Genomic DNA, 19,765 nt, shown 5'->3' with positions numbered 1-19,765 from the left:
TGGCGTTGGGTGGAGTAAGCGTTGCGTACAGAGTTGTCCCATGCGCGCCGGCGGCGTCGCGCGATGCTAGTGGCCGCTACCCTCGTTGCAGCACCGCTGCTTGCAGCTCCTGCCCCGGTTTCGGCCGAAGGCCTGTTCGATTTCTTCTTCGGCGGAGCCCAGCAACGCCCGCAGCGCGACGTGCCGCAGCAGGCGAACTCCTTCGTCGATCCCTTCGCCAGTCAGCAGAACTCGGCCAGCCAGCCACAATATGTGCCGCCAACCCGCTCGGCGGCGGCCGGCGGCTCGGGCCCGGCCTTTTGCGTGCGCAGCTGCGACGGCAAATATTTTCCGCTGATGCGCGGCCTCGCCTCGCCGGCACAGATGTGTCAGGCCTTCTGCCCTGCCAGCACCACAAAAGTCTTCTTCGGCTCCTCGATCGACGGTGCCTATAGCCAGAGCGGCGAGCGTTATGCCGACAGCGAGAACGCGTTCGCCTACCGCAAGGCGCTGCGCGCGGACTGCACCTGCAACGGCCGCGAGCCGGTCGGGCTCGCGCCGGTCGACCTCACGCTCGATTCGTCACTGAAGGCCGGCGACGTCATCGCCACCACCGACGGCCTGGTCGCCTATACCGGCGTCCGGCTCGGCATGGAGCAGACCGCCGAATTCACCCCCGTCGCCTCCTATCCCGGCCTCACCGCGCAGGTCCGTGCGCGGCTCGGCGAGATGAAGGTGGCCCCGGTGCGTGCAGAGACGGTGGCAGCAGATGCGCCGGCAGCCGAGATCGTGCGCGAGGCGCTGCCGGATGTCACGGTGCCGAAGACACAGCCGAAATCGGCGAAGCGTGCGGGACTGGATTAAGACCAACCTTCAACCAAGCCGTCATTGCGAGCGCAGCGAAGCAATCCAGAGTCCGTCCGCGGAGACAGTCGGGATTGCTTCGCTGCGCTCGCATTGACGAGGAGAGACCACTACCGCCCGATGATCACTCCGATCACATTCGGCGCCGCCAGATATTTCTCCTCGATCGCCGCGCGCGCGGCAGCGCGATTTTCGGCCGTCAGCAGGCCGCGCTTCTCGGCCAGGATCATCCAGCAAAAGCCCCACCAGTCGGTCAGCATGCCCGTCTCGCTGACGAGGTCGTAGCCCTGCTCGGCCGCGAAGATGCGCGCATTCGCTTCGTCGAGTGTGTCGAGGAAATGATGATCCTCGGGCGCGAACAGATCGTCGCTGATGTCGTCGATGGTGTAGCCCCAGATCGACTGGCACACCGCGTTGAATTCGCGATCGAACTGGTCGTCGTCGACGGCATAGCGCCGCGCCGCCTGATGCAGCCGCGACAGCGATCGCGCGAAATCGGCGATCCGGGTGAGGGCAAATTGATCGAAGGCAATGGTGGACATGTAGTCCTCGCGACGGCTGTCAGACCCTAGATATTGTGTCGGCAATGCGCCGAATCACAATGATATATCAAAGACTTGCTAAAGTGTTCTTAATTTGTTCCGATGCTGAACAGTTGATTATCGAGGCCGTCGTTTGAGATCGTCGTCCTGGCGAAAGCCAGGACCCATTACCCCGGTCGGCGTTGCCTTTGCGGGCTTGAGCCATGAGCACCAGCAGCTACTTCGTCTACATCCTCGCAAGTCGTCATCACGGTACGCTGTACATTGGCGTCACCAACGACATCGGTGGTCGCGTTGAGCTACATCGCGCAGGACAGGGCTCGAAGTTCGTTTACAAGTACAAGATCTTCCGTCTCGTGCATGTCGAAGCGTTCGCCACTCCGCAAGAAGCGATCGCACGTGAGAAGCAGCTAAAATTCTGGAAGCGCGACTGGAAGATCAAGCTGATCGAGCAGGAAAATCCCGATTGGAGTGATCGATCGGGCCTCATTTGACAGTCGGGGTAATGGGTCCTGGCTTTCGCCAGGACGACGATGTGGATGCAGTTTCGCCCTACTCAATTCGCCGCCGATATCAACCGATCCCCGCACGCACTCGCATAAAACTTGCCGCCGCATTGGCGCTTGATGGCGGCGCAGCGGGCCGCGGGAGTTGCGTTTTGCGGGACGGTAAAGCCGCAGCTCAGGCCATCGGCGCTGCGCTGGCCGGCGGCGAAGGCGGCGCTCGAGGTGGCGATGCAGATGACAAGGAGCGCTGCGGCAGCGATTTCGATCAGCAGTCTCATGGGGCGTCTCCTCCACAGTGATGGCTGAATCTGTGATCAATCTAGCACCAAATCGGCGTTCTCCGTGCTCGTCCGGGTTCCCAAACCGGCCCGTTCCTTGCATAATTTTACGCCAGCGCAGTGCACGGCCGCGCCAGCGATGGTTTCGGTGCAGGGGCAAGACGCGTAGGGTTCAGTGGTGTTCTCGCGACCAGGAAGTGACGGCCTTGCAAGATCAATCGTTCCAGCCAAATTTCCCCGCCCCGGGTCAGCCCATCGACGAACTCGCGTTGTCGGAGATCAAGGGCGCGATCCTGGCGAAGCTGCGCCTTGCCATCGGCAAGGATGCGGGCATGGCGACCAAGCACGACTGGTACCAGGCCGCGGCGCTGGCGCTGCGCGACCGCATCGTGCATCGCTGGCTCACGGCCGAGAAGCGCAGCTATGACGCAGGGCGCAAGCGCGTCTATTATCTCTCGCTCGAATTCCTGATCGGCCGCCTCTTCACCGATGCGCTCAACAACATGGGTCTGTTGAAGATCTTCGAGGTCGCGCTCGGCGATCTCGGCGTGTCGCTGCCTGAGCTGCGCAAATGCGAGCCGGATGCCGCGCTCGGCAATGGCGGTCTCGGCCGTCTCGCGGCCTGCTTCATGGAGAGCATGGCGACACTGTCGATCCCCGCAATCGGCTACGGCATCCGCTACGATTACGGCCTGTTCCGCCAGATCATCAATCAGGGCTGGCAGCAGGAATATCCGGACGAATGGCTCGGCTTCGGCAATCCCTGGGAATTGCAGCGGCCCGAAGTGATCTACGACGTGAATTTCGGCGGCGGCGTCGAGCATGTCGACGACAAGGGCCGCGACCGCGCGATCTGGCACGCGGGCGAGACGGTGCAGGCGATCGCCTATGACACGCCGATCGTCGGCTGGCGCGGCCAGCACGTCAACGCATTGCGGCTGTGGTCGGCGCGTTCGCCCGATCCGTTGAAGCTCGACGCCTTCAACAAGGGCGACTATGTCAGCGCCAGCGCCGAGCAGTCGCGCGCCGAAGCGATCTGCAAATTCCTCTATCCGAACGACGAAAGCCCGGCGGGCCGTGAATTGCGGCTGCGCCAGGAATATTTCTTCGTCTCGGCCTCGCTGCAGGATCTCATCAAGCGGCATCTCGCTTCCGACGGCCAGCTGCGCAGCCTGTCGTCCAAGGTCGCGGTGCAGCTCAACGACACGCATCCGAGCCTCGCCGTCACCGAGCTGATGCGCATCCTCGTCGACCTCCACAATTTCCGCTGGGACGAGGCCTGGAAGATCACGGTCGCGACGCTGTCCTACACCAATCACACGCTGCTGCCGGAAGCGCTGGAGACGTGGCCGGTCGAGCTGTTCGAGAAGCTCTTGCCGCGCCATCTCGAGATCATCTACCGCATCAACGTGCAGCATCTCGCGCTGGCCGAAGCGCGCGCCCCCGGCGACATCGACTTCCGCGCCTCCGTCTCGCTGATCGACGAGAAGAGCGGCCGCCGCGTCCGCATGGGCCAGCTCGCCTTCGTCGGCTCGCACCGCATCAACGGCGTCTCGGCGATGCATTCGGACCTGATGCGCGAGACCGTGTTCCACGATCTCAACCATCTCTATCCCGGCCGCATCACCAACAAGACCAACGGCATCACCTTCCGCCGCTGGCTGATGCTGGCGAATCCGAAGCTCACCGACCTGCTGCGCGAGACGTGCGGCGAAGCCGTGCTCGACGACCCGACCCAGCTCTCGCTGATCGAGGCGCGCGCCAGCGACGTCGAATTCCAGAAAAAATTCCGCGCCGTCAAGCTTCACAACAAGACCGCACTGGCACGCCTGATCGGCGAGCGGCTCGGGATCAAGGTCGATCCGACCGCATTGTTCGACGTGCAGATCAAGCGCATCCACGAATACAAGCGACAGCTGCTCAACGTCATCGAGACGGTTGCGCTGTATCAGTCGATCAAGGACGACCCCAACGGCAATTGGGTGCCGCGGGTGAAGATTTTTGCGGGCAAGGCGGCCGCGAGCTACCGCTACGCCAAGCTGATCATCAAGCTGATCAACGACGTTGCCGAGGTCGTCAACAACGATCCCGCCATCGGCGGCAAACTGAAGGTCGTCTTCCTGCCCGACTACAATGTCAGCCTTGCCGAAGTGATCATTCCGGCGGCCGACCTGTCCGAGCAGATCTCCACCGCCGGCATGGAAGCCTCCGGCACCGGCAACATGAAGCTGGCGCTGAACGGCGCCATCACCATCGGCACGCTCGACGGCGCCAATATCGAGATCCGCGACCAGGTCGGCATCGAGAACATCGCGATCTTCGGCATGGAAGCCGGCGACGTGATGATCCGGCGCAAGCAGGGACTGGATGCCTCCGACGTGATCCGCAATTCGCCAAAGCTCCAGCGCGCCATCAATGCGATCGGCGCCGGCGAATTCTCGCCCGGCGATCCCGGCCGCTTCGAATCCATCGCGCATGCGCTGCGCTATCTCGACCACTACATGGTCAGCGCCGACTTCGATTCCTATTACGAGGCGCAGCGCAGCGTCGACGCACGCTGGCAAGTGGCGCCAGCCTGGACCCGCGCCTCCATCCTCAACGTCGCGCGCATGGCGTGGTTCTCGTCCGACCGCACCATCCGCGAATACGCCGAGGAAATCTGGAACGTTCCGGTCAATCCGATCACGCCGCCGTTCCAGATGGCGGAGACCCTGCGCGACGCGGCGAGCTGATTTTCCCCAGCGTGAAATCGGCGTTACCTGCGGGGTTATTGCATCCCGCTGGGCGGATGATGATATGACTATCGTCATCCCCAAGCGCCGTCGATCTGCATTGCGTCGCTGCGCTCGAAATGACGACGGGGTCGGCATCAAGGACCAAGAATGCACGCCAAGCTCCCGCACCCCTTCGACGACGCCACCCGCATCACCGCCGGTGACTCGCACTGGCAGGGGCACACCAGCGACGACTACTGGGCGTTCGTCGGACCGTTCGGCGGCGTCACCGCCGCGACCATCCTGCGTGCGCTGATCGAGCATCCAGAACGCTCCGGCGATCCGCTGGCGCTGACCGTCAATTACTGCGCGCCGATCGCCAAGGGCCCGTTCGATCTCGACATCCGGCTGGTGAAGGCCAACCGCTCCAGCCAGCACTGGAGCGTCGAACTGTCGCAGGGCGGCGGCGAGGTCGCGACGCTCGCGACCGCCGTGTTCGCCGAACGCCGGCCGTCCTGGGAGCACCGGGTGGCGCAATATCCGGATACAAAGCCGTTCGAACAGACGCTGCCGTTCCCGAAGATCAAGGCGTCCTGGGCCAACCAGTATGAATTCCGCTTCGTCGAGGGCGAAATGCGGCTCGGCCCGCCGCAGCCCGAACTCGCCGGTACTTACTCAAAGCTCTGGATCAGCGATCGCGAGCCGCGCAAGCTCGACATGCCGTCGCTGATGTCGATGTCGGACGCCTTCTTCGGCCGCATCTTTCACGCAAGGCGCGAGCTGGTGCCGTTCGGCACGGTGTCGCTGACGACGTATTTCCACACTGACGTGGCGGAGCTTGCCGCCGAAGACATCACGCGCGTGCTCGCGACGGCCGATTCGAAGATCATGCACAAGAGCTACGCCGACCAGAACGCCGAGCTGTGGTCGCCGAACGGGCGGTTGCTCGCGACGACGACGCAGATTGCGTATTTCAAGGCCTAAGATCTCGCTCCGCTGTCGTCCCGGCGAAAGCCGGGACCCATAACCACAGGGCGTAGTTTGACGAAGACGCGCAGTGACCTCTTCTTCGCCGGTACTTGCACCGCACGCTATCGATAGATCACGCGGTATGGGTCCCGGCTTTCGCCGGGACGACACTGATTGTGTGGCGCGCGCATGTCCCGCACAAACAAAAAGGGCGGCCTCGCGGCCGCCCTTTCGCATTCCAACGAAGCGAAGATTACTCCGCCGCGAGCTTCACGTCCGGCGCAGCGGCGCGCACTTCGGCGTCTACCTGGGCTTCGAACTTGGCAAAGTTCTTCTGGAACATGCCGACCAGCGCGCAGGCGGTCTTGTCGAACTCGTCCTTGTCCTTCCAGGTGTTGACCGGGTTGAGGATCTCGCTCGGCACGCCCGGCAGCGCGGTCGGGACCGCGAAGCCGAAATATTTGTCGGTGCGGAATTCGACGTTGCGAAGCGAGCCGTCGAGGGCTGCGGTCAGCAGCGCGCGCGTCACCTTGATCGGCATGCGCGAACCCGTGCCGTACTTGCCGCCGGTCCAGCCGGTGTTGACCAGCCAGCAGTCGACATTGTGCTGGGCGATCAGGTCACGCAGCATGTTGCCGTAGACGCTGGGGTCGAGCGGCAGGAAGGGTGAGCCGAAGCAGGTCGAGAATTCCGGCTGCGGCTCGTTGCCGAGGCCGCGCTCGGTGCCGGCAACCTTGGCGGTATAGCCGGAGAGGAAGTGGTACATCGCCTGCGCCGGCGACAGCTTTGCGATCGGCGGCAGCACGCCGAAGGCGTCGGCGGCGAGCATCACCACGTTCTTCGGCTGCGGCGCGCGGCCGGTGCGCGAGGCGTTCGGGATGAAGTCGAGCGGATAGGCCGAGCGGGTATTCTCGGTCTTGGAGCCGTCGTCGAAATCGACGATGCGGGTGTCCTCGTCGAGGACGCAGTTCTCGAGCACCGCGCCGAAGCGGGTCGACGCCGCGTAGATCTGGGGCTCGGCTTCCTGCGAGAGCTTGATGCACTTGGCGTAGCAGCCGCCCTCGAAATTGAAGATGCCGTTCGGGCCCCAGCCGTGCTCGTCGTCACCGATCAGCGTGCGGTTGGGATCGGCCGACAGCGTGGTCTTGCCGGTGCCAGACAGGCCGAAGAAGATCGCGGAGTCACCATTGGCGCCGACATTGGCCGAGCAATGCATCGGCATCACGCCGCGCTCGGGCAGATAATAGTTCAGCGTGGTGAAGACCGACTTCTTCATTTCGCCGGCATAGTAGGAGCCGCCGATCAGCACGATCTTGCGGGCGAAGTCGATCGCGACGACGTTCTCCGACTTGCAGCCATGGCGCTTCGGATCGGCGCGGAAGCTCGGCATGTCGATGATGGTGAGCTCGGGTGTGAAGCTCGACAGCTCGACCGCCTCGGGGCGGATGAGAAGCGTGCGGATGAACAGCGAGTGCCAGGCGAGTTCGGTGAAGACGCGGGTCTTGATCCGGTAGGCCGGATCGGCGCCGCCATAGAGGTCTTGCGCGAACAGGCTCTTGCCTTCGGCGTGCTTGAGGAAATCCTGATAGAGCGTCTCGAACTGCTCCGCGGTGATCGACTGGTTGCCGGCCCACCACATCTTCTTGTCGGTGGTGGCGTCACGCACCGTGAATTTGTCCTTCGGGCTGCGGCCCGTGAACTCGCCGGTGTCGGCGCAGAGCGAACCGTCGGCGGACAGCACCGCCTCACCCGCGGAGAGCGAGTATTGATAGAGCTGCGGTGCGCCCAGGTTCCAGTGAACCTGCTTGAGATTCTTTAAGCCGAATTTGTCGGCACCGAAAGCACCGTTGCGCACGCCCGTCTCTTGCACGAAAAACCCTCCTAGAACCCGCGACACATAGCGCGACCTAAGTTGGCGCCGTCGCAGTCACCGTGAATTACAGGCCATCGGCCTCGGTTGGATGACCTAATACTGATGAACGCTGACGTTGCCAAGCTGATCCCGCAGGATTTGGTTTATTCAAGGACCGCGCCAAACGTCGCGCATGACAGCCCTGAGCGAGCCTGCGCAAAAATCACGAATGATCGCGCAACCAAATGCGTGTTTCAGCGTTGATCGGAGTTTTGCGACGCACAAACGCGCGGGTCTATCGTACCGCACCTTCGCCGATCAGTGCGAATGGCCCCCACATCGCGGGGTAGGCATTGCGGGGCGACGAGGCGTCATCAACGTACGTTAACATCGCGCGGCGCAGAGCTTCGGCTCTGCCGATTGTTGGTTCGTTTTTGAGCAGATCGAAAGTCGAAGTGGTCAAGCGGGTAGCAGCCTCCGAATCGACTGCCCAATGCGAAACCAGCAGTGCGCGCGCACCTGCATAGAAGAAGGCGCGCGCCAATCCCGACAGGGCCTCGGCGCCGGGCTTGTCGCCGGCAATCGTGTTGCAGGCCGACAGCACGACCCAATCGGCATTGAGCTTGAGCTGGGCGACTTCGCTCGCCGTGAGCAGGCCATCATCGAGCTCCGAGGGCTGGTCGGGAATCGAGAGCGCAAGCGACGGCTCGCCCACACCCTTGACGTCGCCGGCGACGAGGCCGTGGGTCGCAAAGTAGATGATGCTGTATTGAGCAAGCGGTGCACGCTTGAGCGTCGCTTCGCTGGCATCGCGACCGAGATGAATGTCGGCGTCAGTCGCACCGACATCTTTCGCCACGGCATTCAGCTCGTCTGCAGTATCGGGCAGTTGCGGCAGCGCCTGCGCAAGTCGCGCGCGATCGACGCCTGCACCGCGCCAGAAGTCGGTGTAAGCGATGGTCGCGATGCTGCGCGCGGCAACCTTGCCGCTCGCTGCGCGACGATCGGCGGGGCCGCCCTCGGCGGGATTGAACACGGGATCGCCAAAGCCGGTCATCGGTTTGACGCCCTCGTCCTTGCGCGCAAAAGCACGCAGCGATTTCAGGCTGACCACCGATGGCAGCACCGAGACAGCCTGACGCCGCAGCAGCCAGGCAGCGCTGCGATAGCCCTCGAGCGTCTCCGGGATCGCAGATTGCGGTGTCTCCGTGACGAGCAAATGAAACGGTAACGCAGTGAGCGCGCCCGACGGCACCGAGAGCAGGCTGCGCTTGTCCCTGGTCAGCGCCTCGACCGGGCCGAGCAGCGTGACATAGAGTTCATTGGCGAGGGCGAGGTCGAACAAGCCCGATTTGCCGGAGCCATCGCGCGCCTTGCCGACATCGAGGCCGCGGCGGAAAGCCGTGACCTTCTGCGCCAGCGCGTCCGCGCCAAGCGGAATTTCCTTCCAGTCGGCGCCCTCGCGCGTGATGGCAATGACGTAGCTGCGGTTGTCGACGACGGAATAAAGCACCATCGCCTCATCGGTCGACAGCAGCGGCTGGACGTCCTTGACCGTCAGCGGCACCGGGTTGGAGAGCGAGGCGTAGTCTGGGAATTCGATGGCAAGCGTCTTCTGCAAGCCGGCACGCTCGCTTGCGATGCCTGCGATCCGGGCGCGGCTGCGCTGCTCGGAAGCGACGTCGCGCTGCGCCGACGGCTTCGACACGGCCGCGATGATCGCCTTGTCGAGCGATTCAGATTCGGCGCCGAGATCCTGGTCCTTACGCACCAGCTCGGCGAGACGGTCGCTGCCGGCGGCGAGCCGCACCGCGAGCTTGTTCACGGCCGATGCGGCGGAGGATTGCGTGCCGCGCTGGATCGCAGCGAGCGCCTCGTCCAGCGCCTTGTCTTGCGGCAGCAGCGATTGCTGGCGCGCCGCAAACAGGATCGGCAGCACCACGCGCAGCTGCGCGCGATCGTTCGCAAGCGTTTTTTCCGCGAGCGGCAACGCGTCCGCAATTCGCCCGGACACAAAGAGGAAATAAGCGAGATTGCCGGTGGATGTCGCGACGTCGGGATGATCCGGCCCCAGCGCACGCTCGCGGATGGCGAGCGCGCGGCGATACAGCGGCTCGGCATCGGCATAGCGATGCTGATGTTCGTAGAGGCCGGCGAGATTATTGAGGGAACGTGCGACGTCGGGATGATCCGGTCCCAGCGCTTTTTCGCGGATCGCGAGCGAGCGCTTGATCGGCGCTTCGGCATCGGCGTCGCGGCCGAGATCGCGATCGACCTGGCCGATGTTGTTCAGGACCGTGGCGACCGCAGGATGCTCGGGCCCGGCGGCTTTCTGGTAGATCGCGAGCGCGCGCTGAAACAGCGGCTCGGCTTCGGCCTGACGCTGCTGCCTGACATAGAGCGTGGCCAGATTGTTGAGGGCCTGGCCGACATCGGGATGCTCGCGTGACAGGCTCTTCTCCCGGACGGCCAGCGCCCGCTTGAACAGCGGCTCGGCCTCGGCGAAGCGGCCCTGCCGCTGATACAACGCGGCGAGATTGGTCAGCTCGGCCGCGACCAGCGCGTTGTCGAGCCCCAGCGACTTCTCCATCAACGCGATCGAACGCTTGTAGAGCGGCTCGGCGAGGTCGTCCCGGCCCTGACCGGCATAGACCTGACCGAGATTGTTCAAGGCGGCGGCAAGTTCGCGACCGTTGTCGCTCTTCTCCAGGCTCGCGACCATCGCCTGCGCCAGGGGAAGCGCCTCCGAATATCTGCCGGCCTTGGTCAGCTCGTTGATCCTGGCGCTCTCCGTCGCGAGATTGCCCTTCTGCGCAAGGCCGGGCGTGGCCAGCGACGCAGCGATCGCGAGCGCCAAGCCCGCGAGCATCAAACGACGGCGTGTCATGAACCCTCTCGCTGCGCGCCTTGCGACCATTACGGTCTTGGGTCGCAGCGATGGGCAGCAGCGTTCAAATCATTGCGCCTGGCCGGCCTTCGCGCGCGCCTCGCCGGCGAGGCGGACCAGCATCTTGCGCAGTGCCGTGCCATTCGTGACCCGCTCCGGAAAATCCAGCCTCAGCGCAGTCTGGCCGTCCTGCATGTCGAGGCCTTCGGGGTCGCATCCGGTGCAGCGCCAGTCGGCTGCGGCCGCGCCGAGCAGTTGGGTGGCGTAAAGGCCCATGGCCTCGCGATGGTCGGCATTCATGTGCTCGACCGCCCCCTCCTCGGCCGCCAGCAGGTCCTCGGTGCCGGCGAGGTCCGTGAGGAACTGTTCCGGCTTGAGATCGACGATTCGGCCAAAGCCCGCGACCAGATGGGTTCCGGTCGGGCGGATCCGGAAGAACGAAAAATCCTTAAATGAAACAAAGGCCTCCGCTGAAGGATGAGCATTGAGATACCGCCGCTGCAGCATATCCTTCTCGTCCTCGGCCTGTTCGGCCCGGCCGGACAGCATGATCCGGGCGCCTTCCAGCGGATCGCCCGCGGCGCGCTCGTCCAGCATCAGGGAGACCCGGCTGTCTGCGAGGATGTTCTTGGTATGAACCGCCAATCGGGAGATCAGCAGGATCGGCGAGCCGTCGGGATGGCTGGCCAGATTGACCAGGGAACAATAGGGATCGCCGCTGCCGGGCATGAGCGTCGCGAGCGCTCCCTGTCGCGACCGCCTGAGCAGCGATTTGGCGAGCGTTTGGGGAGCGAAATCAGGGGTCGGTTGCATGGGCTTTCTCGGCTCAGGTGGTTGCAAGGCAGGCCTTTTTTCGGGTAAACGAGGGTCTGGTTATGGGTCGAAACGCGGCGAATCTGCCGTGTTTCGTGGAACTTGGTCACACTTCAGCCCAGCTTGCATTGCTCGGTGACAAGGTTCGAATGCCAATTCGGCACCCATGTATGCGGCGCATCACTGGATTGCTCGCCGTTTTAAGCCACGACCCAAACGGAAAGCAGAAAGCAGAGGCTCATGCCCACAATCGCTTTGGTCGACGACGACCGCAACATTCTCACATCCGTCTCGATCGCGCTGGAAGCCGAAGGCTATCGCATCATGACCTACACCGACGGCGCCTCCGCGCTCGACGGTTTCCGCACGACCCAGCCTGATCTCGCCATCCTCGATATCAAGATGCCGCGCATGGACGGCATGGAGACGCTGCGCCGTCTCAGGCAGAAGTCCGACCTGCCGGTGATCTTCCTGACCTCCAAGGACGAGGAGATCGACGAGCTGTTCGGCCTCAAGATGGGCGCCGACGATTTCATCCGCAAACCGTTCTCGCAGCGCCTGCTGGTCGAGCGTGTCAAGGCAGTGCTGCGCCGCTCGGCGCCGAAGGATCCGACCGTCGCGCCGAAGGAGAACGACGCCAAGGCGCTCGACCGCGGCCTGCTGCGCATGGACCCGGAACGCCATACCTGCACCTGGAAGAACGAGCCGGTGACGCTGACGGTCACCGAATTCCTGATCCTGCAGGCGCTGGCGACACGGCCCGGCGTGGTCAAGAGCCGCAATGCGCTGATGGACGCCGCCTATGACGACCAGGTCTATGTCGACGACCGCACCATCGACAGCCACATCAAGCGGCTGCGCAAGAAGTTCAAGGTGGTCGACAACGATTTCGAAATGATCGAGACGCTGTACGGCGTCGGCTACCGCTTCAAGGAAGCCTGAGGCGCACGCGCCTTCACGACAGATGAGGGCTGCGCCGGTTCTGATTCCATCGGAACCGGGCATGCTCTGAAGCGCAATCGCGCTTCAGTTTATTGTTTGAGCATGATCTTTCGGAAAACCGCTGCACACTTTTCCGGATCATGCTCTAGGATGCGGGGACCGTCACACGAGCTGTCCTAACGTGGGCGTAAGCATTGCTTGACCGAACGCAGCCTGATCCGAGTTCGAACGCCGAGGACGTTACCGCCCACGGCGCCTCGGAGCATGAGGACAAGCCGGCTACGCGCGGTTGGGGACCGCTGAACTGGCTCAAGCGCGCCGGCCAGTTCTTCTTCGCGCTGTCGTTCTCGAGCCTCACCCGCCGCATCGTCTCGCTCAATCTGGCGGGTCTCGTCGCCCTGGTCGCGAGCATCCTCTATCTGTCGCAATTCCGCGCCGGCCTGATCGACGCGCGCGCGCAGAGCCTGCTGGTGCAGGCCGAAATCATCGCCGGCGCGATCGGCGCCTCGGCGACGGTGCAAACCAACGCGATCACCGTCGACCCCGAACGGCTGCTCGACCTGAAACTGGGCGAGAGCTATGGCGGGCCCGACGATTCGCTGGATTTTCCGATCAATCCCGAGCGCGTGGCGCCGGTGTTGCGCACGCTGATCTCGCCGACCAAGACCCGCGCGCGGATCTTCGATCCCAACGGCTCGGTGTTGCTCGACAGCCGTGACCTCGACGTTCTCAGGGCCTTTCCGCTGCCGCCACCGTCCGAGAAACCCGGGCTGGTCGAGCGCGCCATGGTCGCGACCCGCACCTGGCTGAACCGCGGCGACCTGCCGCTCTACCGCGAACTCGGGCGCGAGAACGGCAACGGCTATGTTGAAGTCGCCGATGCGCTCCAGGGCCAGAAGCGCTCGATGGTGCGGGTCAATGCGCGCGGCGAGGTGATCGTCTCGGTCGCGGTCCCCGTGCAGCGCGCGCGCGCGATCCACGGCGCGCTGATGCTGTCGACCCAGGGCGACGAAATCGATCAGATGGTCACGGCCGAGCGCCTGGCCATCCTGAAGGTCGGCGGTGTCGCCGCCGCGGTCATGATCATGCTGTCGCTGCTGCTCGCGAGCACGATCGCAGGTCCCGTGCGCCGGCTCGCCGACAGCGCCGAGCGGGTCCGCCGCCGCATCAAGACCCGCGTCGAGATTCCCGATTTCACCCGCCGCCGCGACGAGATCGGCCATCTCTCCGGCGCACTGCGCGACATGACCAGCGCACTCTACAAGCGCATCGAGGCGATCGAGATGTTCGCCGCCGACGTCGCCCACGAGCTGAAGAACCCGCTGACCTCGCTGCGCTCCGCGGTCGAGACAATGCCGCTGGCGCGCAACGAGAACAGCCGCGCCCGCCTGCTCGAGGTGATCGAGCACGACGTCAAGCGGCTCGACCGCCTGATCTCCGATATCTCCGATGCAAGCCGGCTCGATGCCGAATTGCAGCGGCAGGATGCGATCCCGGTCGACCTCAGGCGGCTCCTGGGCACGCTGGTTGCGGTCGCCAATGAAACCAAGCTCGGCCACGACGTCGCAGTCGAGGCCCGATTCGAGGGCCGCAGCCCGACTGACACGTTCGCGGTCACCGGTCATGATTCGCGGCTCGGGCAGGTGGTCTCCAACCTGCTCTCCAACGCGCAATCGTTCTCGGAGGCCGGCAGCAAGGTGCGCCTGACCTGCCGGCGCGTGCGCGGCGAGATCGAGATCGTGGTCGACGACGACGGTCCCGGCATCCGCGACGACGCGCTGGAGCGCATCTTCGAGCGCTTCTACACCGACCGGCCGCATCAGGGCTTCGGCCAGAATTCCGGCCTCGGCCTGTCGATCTCCAAGCAGATCGTCGACGCCCATGGCGGACGCATCTGGGCGGAGAATCGCGCCGGCCCCGCTGACGAGGACGGGGCGCCGACCGTTGCCGGCGCGCGCTTCGTGGTGAGGCTGCCGGCGCTATGAGCCAAGGCAGCTTGGACGAAGGCGAGCGAAGCGTTCACGCCTCCGCAGTCAAGGTCGGCTCCCGGGCAGTGCTGATCCGCGGGCCCTCGGGCGCCGGCAAGTCGCGCCTTGCCTTCGATTTGATCATGGCGGGACGCTCAGGCGTGGTCGAAAGCGCCATCCTGGTCGGCGACGACCGTGTCCATCTGGCGACAGTCGGCGATGAAATTGCGGTCCGTCCTGCCCCCCTCCTGGCCGGCCTGATCGAGATTCGGGGACTGGGAATCCGCCGCTGCGACTTCGTGGAGCATGCGACGGTCGGCCTCGTGGTCGATCTGGACGCCGACGACGCTGAAAGGCTGCCGGCGCCGGAATCGCTGAAAACCACCATTTTTGGTGTCGAAATACCGCGAATCCCGGTCGGGCGCGGCTATTCGCCCCTCCCCTTGGTTGTCGCAGCCTTGACCACTACCAAGAGTTAACCTCCACCTAACCCTTGCGGCGATTGTTTGAAGGGAAATGGTAACCATATGAAACGCACACTCGCGACCGAATAGACCGGCGCAGCTCCCCTTATCCATCCGTCTAGATTCAGGGAGATACGCAACATCCCCCCTTGCGCGGGGGCTCTGGATGGTCAAAGTGGCGCGTTCGTGCGGTGCACCAAAAGCGCCCGCGGGAGTTTTCCGATGATTGGTCTAGTACTTGTGACCCACGGGCGCCTTGCCGACGAATTCAAGGCAGCGCTTGAGCATGTCATGGGCCCACAAAAGCAAATCGAAGCGATTACGATCGGCGCTGAAGACGATTCCGATCTGTGCCGAAGCGACATCATCGAGGCGGTTAACCGCGTCGATTCAGGCGACGGCGTCGCGATCCTCACCGACATGTTCGGCGGCACCCCGTCGAACCTCGCGATTTCCTGCATGAGCCGACCGAAGGTCGAAGTGCTCGCGGGCATCAACCTGCCCATGCTGGTGAAGCTCGCCAAGGTGCGCGAGGAGCGTCCGCTGCCCGACGCGATCGCGATGGCTCAGGAAGCCGGCCGCAAATACGTCACCATCGCCAGCCGCGTGCTCGCCGGCAAATGAGTGACGACGCACCACAAGCGGGGACAGGCGTGCCCGCGGGTGCGATCTCCAAAGAGCTCCTGATCATCAACAAGCGCGGCCTGCACGCCCGCGCCTCGGCGAAATTCGTCCAGGCGGTCGAGCGCTTCAACGCGCAGGTGTGGGTGACGCGCGGCGGCGAGACCGTCGGCGGCACCTCGATCATGGGCCTGATGATGCTCGCGGCCGGACCGGGCACGACGATCACGGTCGCCGCCGCCGGCACTGACGCAGAAGCCGCGCTCGCGGCGATCGCCGAGCTCGTTGAAAGCAAGTTCAACGAGGAAGGGGTCTAGGCCCCTCGGTCACTTCGCCGGCGGCGCGATGTAGACGTTCCACGTCATCGACGGGCCGGCCTTGCCATGGGTGAAGCGGCGCGTCGTCATCACGATGCGCTCGGCGTTCGGCGCGATCTCGGACACCCACTTCTCGAATGCCGGCAGGCGGCCATCCGTCGGGTCGAACACGCCGATGAAGCCGTATTTCTTGACGTCATCCAGCGATGTCAGCCCGGAGGACCACGCCTCGTTCGGGATGAACGCAACCGGATGGTCGGGGCTGTAGAACACCATCGGCTGGATCGATTCCATCGTGCCGGCGACGATCGCCCAGCGCGAGGCGAAGCGCGAATGCCAGGCCTGGGTCAGCTCGCGCGCAAGCTCCGAGCGCGCGCCATAGGTCGCGGTGTTGCCGGCATTCGCAGCCATCTCACGCGCGGCGATCCAGGGTGAGGCGACGAGCGTCGCCACGCTGAGCACCAGCCAGATCGCTACGATATTGAACAGCACCGCGCTCTGCACCCGCAGCGCCGGAATCGCGACCAGCGCAAGCGGCACCAGGAAGAACAGCGAGATGCCCCAATCGGTCTTCATGTAGATGCTGAAGGCGAGCGCGCCGAGCGGCGGCCCGGCTGCAACGATGATCTGGATGATCCAGATGTTCAGCGCCTGGGAAACATTGACGCCTGCGTTGGCGCCGCGCGCCCAGGCCCGCGTGACGATGCGCGAGGGCGCGCGCACGAGCAGCGTCAGCCACGGCGGCACCAGCGCCATCGCAAGGGCTGCGAGCGCCACGGGAAGCGCCAGCAGCGCGGCATTATGCAGGACATAGCCGAACACGAGCTGCCGCACCTGGCCGGCATCCTCGATGCTGTAGGTGTCGCCGGCATAGGTCAGCGGCACGAAATGCGCATCCGCAAGCCAGACGATGTGCGGGATCATCGCCACCAGCAGCGTCGCGATCGCGACCCAGGGCGCCGGCGACAGCAGGAATTTCATGCGCTCCGGGTGGATCAGTACGGCGAGCCCGATGGCGCCGATCATGGTCAGCACCCAATATTTGGTCATCAGCGCCAGCGCGCCGGCGAGCCCGAGCCAGACGCCGGACTGCCAGCTCCGCTTCTCGAACGCGTTGAGGTAAGCGAGCACGACGAGCGGCAAGGTGACGAGCTGAAGCAGATCGGGATTGTACTTGAACCCCTTGAAATTGAAGATCGGGTAGAGCGCGACCATCACCACGACCAGGAACGCGCGACGCGGGTCCACCACGCGCATCGCCACCAGCCAGCAGATCACCATGCCGACGCCGACCGTCGCCATCGCCAGCGCATAGGTCGCCCAATCCGTCGCCGGGAACACTTTGAACCAGACGCCGGCGATCCAGCCCGACAGCGGCGGATGTTTGCCGTAGCCCCACAGGAATTTCTGGCCCCAGCCCCAGGCTTCTGCGACGTCCATGTGAACGTCCTGCGCTGCCTTGAGATTGATCAGGATGAGGGTCCAGATCACCGCATGCAGGATGGCGAACTGGATCACCAGCCAGAGCCGGGCCGAGGGATCGGTCGCGTAGGCGACCAGCCAGGCCCGGAAACGGTCAAAGCTCACCCGGGGTTTTACGCGGGCGCGGGCGGAGGGGATCGAGGTCGTTGACATGGCCGTTGCGTAGCGCGTTTTGGGCCATCGTGGAATCAGCTTGGCGTGAAGAAAGGCCCTGAAAATACAGCAATATGGTTGCCGCACGGGGATGTGAGTGGTATCCCGCGCCCATGACGACCGTCCCCATTTCCAACATCCGCAATTTCTCCATCGTCGCCCATATCGACCATGGCAAATCGACGCTGGCCGACCGTCTGATCCAGATGACCGGCGGCCTCTCCGACCGCGAAATGGCGGGCAAGGAGCAGGTGCTCGATTCCATGGACATCGAGCGCGAGCGCGGCATCACCATCAAGGCGCAGACGGTGCGCCTCGCCTACCGCGCCAAGGACGGCAAGGATTACGTGTTCAACCTGATGGACACGCCCGGCCATGTCGACTTCGCCTACGAGGTCTCGCGGTCGCTGGCCGCTTGCGAAGGTTCCCTGCTGGTGGTCGACGCCAGCCAGGGCGTCGAGGCGCAGACGCTCGCCAACGTCTACCAGGCGCTCGACAACAATCACGAGATCGTTCCGGTCCTGAACAAGGTCGACCTTCCGGCGGCCGAGCCCGAGAAGGTCAAGCAGCAGATCGAGGACGTCATCGGCATCGACGCCTCCGATGCCGTGATGATCTCGGCCAAGACCGGCCTCGGCATCCCTGATGTGCTGGAAGCCATCGTCACCCGCCTGCCGCCGCCGAAGGGCGATCGCGACGCGACCTTGAAGGCGCTGCTGGTCGACAGCTGGTACGACGTCTATCTCGGCGTCGTCGTGCTGATCCGTGTTGTCGACGGAGTCATGAAGAAGGGCAGCCGCGTCCGCATGATGGGCACCGGTGCGGCCTACGACGTCGAGCGCGTCGGCTTCTTCACGCCGAAGATGCAGCAGGTCGACGAGCTCGGTCCCGGCGAGATCGGCTTCATCACCGCCGCGATCAAGGAAGTCGCCGACACCCGCGTCGGCGACACCATCACCGACGACCGCAAGCCGGTCACCGAGATGCTGCCGGGCTTCAAGCCCGCGATCCCCGTGGTGTTCTGCGGCCTGTTCCCGGTCGACGCCGACGACTTCGAAACGCTGCGCGCCGCGATGGGCAAGCTGCGGCTGAACGACGCCAGCTTCTCCTTCGAGATGGAAACCTCCGCCGCGCTCGGCTTCGGCTTCCGCTGCGGCTTCCTCGGGCTGCTGCATCTGGAGATCATCCAGGAGCGGCTGTCGCGCGAGTTCGACCTCAACCTGATCGCGACCGCGCCGAGCGTCATCTACAAGATGAAGCTCACCGACGGCAGCGAGCTCGAGATCCACAATCCCGTCGACATGCCTGACGTGGTGAAGATCGAGGAGATCCAGGAGCCCTGGATCGAAGCCACGATCCTCACGCCCGACGAATATCTCGGCAGCGTGCTGAAGCTGTGCCAAGATCGCCGCGGCTCGCAGAAGGAGCTCACCTACGTCGGCGCCCGCGCGATGGTGAAATACGATCTTCCGCTCAACGAGGTCGTGTTCGACTTCTACGACCGGCTGAAGTCGGTCTCCAAGGGCTACGCCTCGTTCGACTATCATCTCACCGACTACAAGCCGGCCGACCTCGTCAAGATGCAGATCCTGGTCAACGCCGAGCCGGTCGATGCGCTCTCGATGCTGGTGCATCGCACCCGCGCGGAAGGCCGCGGCCGCGCCATGGTCGAGAAGATGAAGGAGCTGATCCCGCCGCACATGTTCCAGATCCCGATCCAGGCGGCGATCGGCGGCAAGGTGATCGCGCGCGAGACCGTGCGCGCGCTGCGCAAGGACGTCACCGCGAAGTGCTACGGCGGCGACATCACGCGTAAACGAAAACTTCTGGAGAAGCAGAAGGAAGGCAAGAAGAAGATGCGGCAGTTCGGCAAGGTCGACATCCCGCAGGAAGCTTTCATTGCCGCGCTGAAGGTCGACAGCTGAGGCGGATCGAGATCCGGCCCGGGATGTCCGGGGCCGGACAGCATAAATCTCCAAAACAACCCCTTGCACAGTAGCCGACGTCTTGCCGGCATTGCGCAATTTCGATTTTTACGAAAACTGTTTGACTCGTCGGGCAAAACACCGGCAGGATGGCATCATGGCAGTGGTGCAGCCGGCAGGCGACGATGTCCCATCAACCCATCCCCGTCACGTTTGCGCTCATCGCCCGGATACCCGCGGAGGGCATCGCGGACTTCAGGGCCTACGAGGATGCGGTGCTGCCGCTCCTGCCCGCGTTCAACGGACGTCTGGAGCGTCGGCTTCGAAACTCCGATGGCACGATGGAAATGCATATCGTCAGCTTCGCATCGGAAGCGGATTTTCAAAGTTATCGGAATGACCCTCGGCGGACGGCTCAAGCCTGGCTGCTGGAAAGATCCGCCGCCAGGCTCGAATTGATTCCGATGGCGGACATCTGACGGGCTTCACG

At 64.1% G+C, this 19,765-nt stretch carries 16 protein-coding genes and 1 pseudogene; 11 read left to right on the top strand and 6 right to left on the bottom strand.

The window, feature by feature from the left end; all coding sequences use genetic code 11:
* The first annotated feature begins 63 nt into the window (after positions 1-63).
* A complete protein-coding gene (locus NLM31_RS03955) occupies positions 64-843 on the top strand; it encodes a DUF2865 domain-containing protein (protein WP_254191530.1) in 780 nt (259 codons plus the stop codon).
* 110 nt (positions 844-953) lie between these two features.
* Here NLM31_RS03955 and NLM31_RS03950 read toward each other — a convergent pair whose 3' ends face one another.
* A complete protein-coding gene (locus NLM31_RS03950) occupies positions 954-1,385 on the bottom strand; it encodes a hypothetical protein (protein WP_254128006.1) in 432 nt (143 codons plus the stop codon).
* 203 nt (positions 1,386-1,588) lie between these two features.
* Between NLM31_RS03950 and NLM31_RS03945 the strand changes: the two genes are divergently transcribed.
* Entirely contained in the window at positions 1,589-1,879 is a 291-nt protein-coding gene (locus NLM31_RS03945; protein WP_254191529.1) for a GIY-YIG nuclease family protein, read from the top strand.
* A 62-nt stretch (positions 1,880-1,941) separates the two neighbouring features.
* Here the strand turns inward: NLM31_RS03945 and NLM31_RS03940 are convergent, their stop codons facing one another.
* A complete protein-coding gene (locus tag NLM31_RS03940; RefSeq protein WP_254128004.1) occupies positions 1,942-2,169 on the bottom strand; it encodes a hypothetical protein in 228 nt (75 codons plus the stop codon).
* Between the two features lie 206 nt (positions 2,170-2,375).
* On the opposite strand from NLM31_RS03940, the gene NLM31_RS03935 reads away from it, so the two are divergent.
* Complete coding sequence (locus tag NLM31_RS03935) at positions 2,376-4,901, top strand: glycogen/starch/alpha-glucan phosphorylase (RefSeq protein WP_254128003.1); 2,526 nt, start codon at positions 2,376-2,378, stop codon at positions 4,899-4,901.
* 150 nt (positions 4,902-5,051) lie between these two features.
* Positions 5,052-5,867, top strand: coding sequence for an acyl-CoA thioesterase II (locus NLM31_RS03930; RefSeq protein WP_254191528.1), 816 nt, complete (start codon positions 5,052-5,054; stop codon positions 5,865-5,867).
* A gap of 238 nt (positions 5,868-6,105) precedes the next feature.
* Here the strand turns inward: NLM31_RS03930 and NLM31_RS03925 are convergent, their stop codons facing one another.
* The 3 genes from NLM31_RS03925 to NLM31_RS03915 form a co-directional block, all read right to left on the bottom strand.
* A complete protein-coding gene (locus NLM31_RS03925; RefSeq protein WP_254191527.1) occupies positions 6,106-7,722 on the bottom strand; it encodes a phosphoenolpyruvate carboxykinase in 1,617 nt (538 codons plus the stop codon).
* A 277-nt stretch (positions 7,723-7,999) separates the two neighbouring features.
* Complete coding sequence (locus NLM31_RS03920; RefSeq protein WP_254191526.1) at positions 8,000-10,591, bottom strand: tetratricopeptide repeat protein; 2,592 nt, start codon at positions 10,589-10,591, stop codon at positions 8,000-8,002.
* A 69-nt stretch (positions 10,592-10,660) separates the two neighbouring features.
* Entirely contained in the window at positions 10,661-11,404 is a 744-nt protein-coding gene (locus tag NLM31_RS03915) for a HugZ family protein (RefSeq protein WP_254135205.1), read from the bottom strand.
* Between the two features lie 240 nt (positions 11,405-11,644).
* On the opposite strand from NLM31_RS03915, the gene NLM31_RS03910 reads away from it, so the two are divergent.
* The 5 genes and pseudogenes from NLM31_RS03910 (at position 11,645) to NLM31_RS03890 (ending at position 15,715) form a co-directional block, all read left to right on the top strand.
* Entirely contained in the window at positions 11,645-12,346 is a 702-nt protein-coding gene (locus NLM31_RS03910) for a response regulator transcription factor (protein ID WP_027535781.1), read from the top strand.
* A 194-nt stretch (positions 12,347-12,540) separates the two neighbouring features.
* Complete coding sequence (locus NLM31_RS03905) at positions 12,541-14,331, top strand: sensor histidine kinase (protein ID WP_254191525.1); 1,791 nt, start codon at positions 12,541-12,543, stop codon at positions 14,329-14,331.
* Positions 14,328-14,867: pseudogene (locus tag NLM31_RS03900) on the top strand (HPr kinase/phosphorylase). Before NLM31_RS03905 ends, NLM31_RS03900 begins: the two are co-directional and overlap by 4 nt.
* Before the next feature lie 132 nt (positions 14,868-14,999).
* Positions 15,000-15,401 carry a PTS sugar transporter subunit IIA gene (locus tag NLM31_RS03895; RefSeq protein WP_007597752.1) on the top strand — a complete coding sequence of 134 codons (402 nt, stop codon included), beginning with the start codon at positions 15,000-15,002 and terminating at the stop codon, positions 15,399-15,401.
* The gene (locus NLM31_RS03890) at positions 15,398-15,715 is read left to right on the top strand and encodes an HPr family phosphocarrier protein (protein WP_254191523.1); all 318 of its coding nucleotides are present in this window, start codon (positions 15,398-15,400) and stop codon (positions 15,713-15,715) included. Before NLM31_RS03895 ends, NLM31_RS03890 begins: the two co-directional genes overlap by 4 nt.
* 9 nt (positions 15,716-15,724) lie before the next feature.
* Here the strand turns inward: NLM31_RS03890 and NLM31_RS03885 are convergent, their stop codons facing one another.
* Positions 15,725-17,350, bottom strand: coding sequence for a glycosyltransferase family 39 protein (locus NLM31_RS03885; protein ID WP_254127995.1), 1,626 nt, complete (start codon positions 17,348-17,350; stop codon positions 15,725-15,727).
* 113 nt (positions 17,351-17,463) lie between these two features.
* Here NLM31_RS03885 and lepA point away from each other — a divergent pair, with 113 nt between their 5' ends.
* Both lepA and NLM31_RS03875 read left to right on the top strand, forming a co-directional pair.
* Positions 17,464-19,275, top strand: a complete 1,812-nt coding sequence (lepA, locus tag NLM31_RS03880; RefSeq protein WP_254191522.1) for a translation elongation factor 4 — start codon at positions 17,464-17,466, stop codon at positions 19,273-19,275.
* Positions 19,276-19,460: 185 nt separating this feature from the next.
* Positions 19,461-19,754 carry a hypothetical protein gene (locus NLM31_RS03875; RefSeq protein WP_254191521.1) on the top strand — a complete coding sequence of 98 codons (294 nt, stop codon included), beginning with the start codon at positions 19,461-19,463 and terminating at the stop codon, positions 19,752-19,754.
* Positions 19,755-19,765 lie beyond the last annotated feature (11 nt).

The sequence above is a fragment of the Bradyrhizobium sp. CCGUVB4N genome (genome assembly GCF_024199945.1).
Lineage (GTDB): Bacteria > Pseudomonadota > Alphaproteobacteria > Rhizobiales > Xanthobacteraceae > Bradyrhizobium.
This window is presented reverse-complemented; position numbering and strand designations above follow the sequence as displayed.

Coding starts and splice junctions, on each gene's coding strand:
- NLM31_RS03955 (WP_254191530.1), top strand. CDS start 64: ATGCTAGTGGCCGCTACCCTCGTTGCAGCACCGCTGCTTGCAGCTCCT.
- NLM31_RS03950 (WP_254128006.1), bottom strand. CDS start 1,385: ATGTCCACCATTGCCTTCGATCAATTTGCCCTCACCCGGATCGCCGAT.
- NLM31_RS03945 (WP_254191529.1), top strand. CDS start 1,589: ATGAGCACCAGCAGCTACTTCGTCTACATCCTCGCAAGTCGTCATCAC.
- NLM31_RS03940 (WP_254128004.1), bottom strand. CDS start 2,169: ATGAGACTGCTGATCGAAATCGCTGCCGCAGCGCTCCTTGTCATCTGC.
- NLM31_RS03930 (WP_254191528.1), top strand. CDS start 5,052: ATGCACGCCAAGCTCCCGCACCCCTTCGACGACGCCACCCGCATCACC.
- NLM31_RS03920 (WP_254191526.1), bottom strand. CDS start 10,591: ATGACACGCCGTCGTTTGATGCTCGCGGGCTTGGCGCTCGCGATCGCT.
- NLM31_RS03915 (WP_254135205.1), bottom strand. CDS start 11,404: ATGCAACCGACCCCTGATTTCGCTCCCCAAACGCTCGCCAAATCGCTG.
- NLM31_RS03910 (WP_027535781.1), top strand. CDS start 11,645: ATGCCCACAATCGCTTTGGTCGACGACGACCGCAACATTCTCACATCC.
- NLM31_RS03895 (WP_007597752.1), top strand. CDS start 15,000: ATGATTGGTCTAGTACTTGTGACCCACGGGCGCCTTGCCGACGAATTC.
- NLM31_RS03890 (WP_254191523.1), top strand. CDS start 15,398: ATGAGTGACGACGCACCACAAGCGGGGACAGGCGTGCCCGCGGGTGCG.
- NLM31_RS03885 (WP_254127995.1), bottom strand. CDS start 17,350: ATGTCAACGACCTCGATCCCCTCCGCCCGCGCCCGCGTAAAACCCCGG.
- lepA (WP_254191522.1), top strand. CDS start 17,464: ATGACGACCGTCCCCATTTCCAACATCCGCAATTTCTCCATCGTCGCC.
- NLM31_RS03875 (WP_254191521.1), top strand. CDS start 19,461: ATGTCCCATCAACCCATCCCCGTCACGTTTGCGCTCATCGCCCGGATA.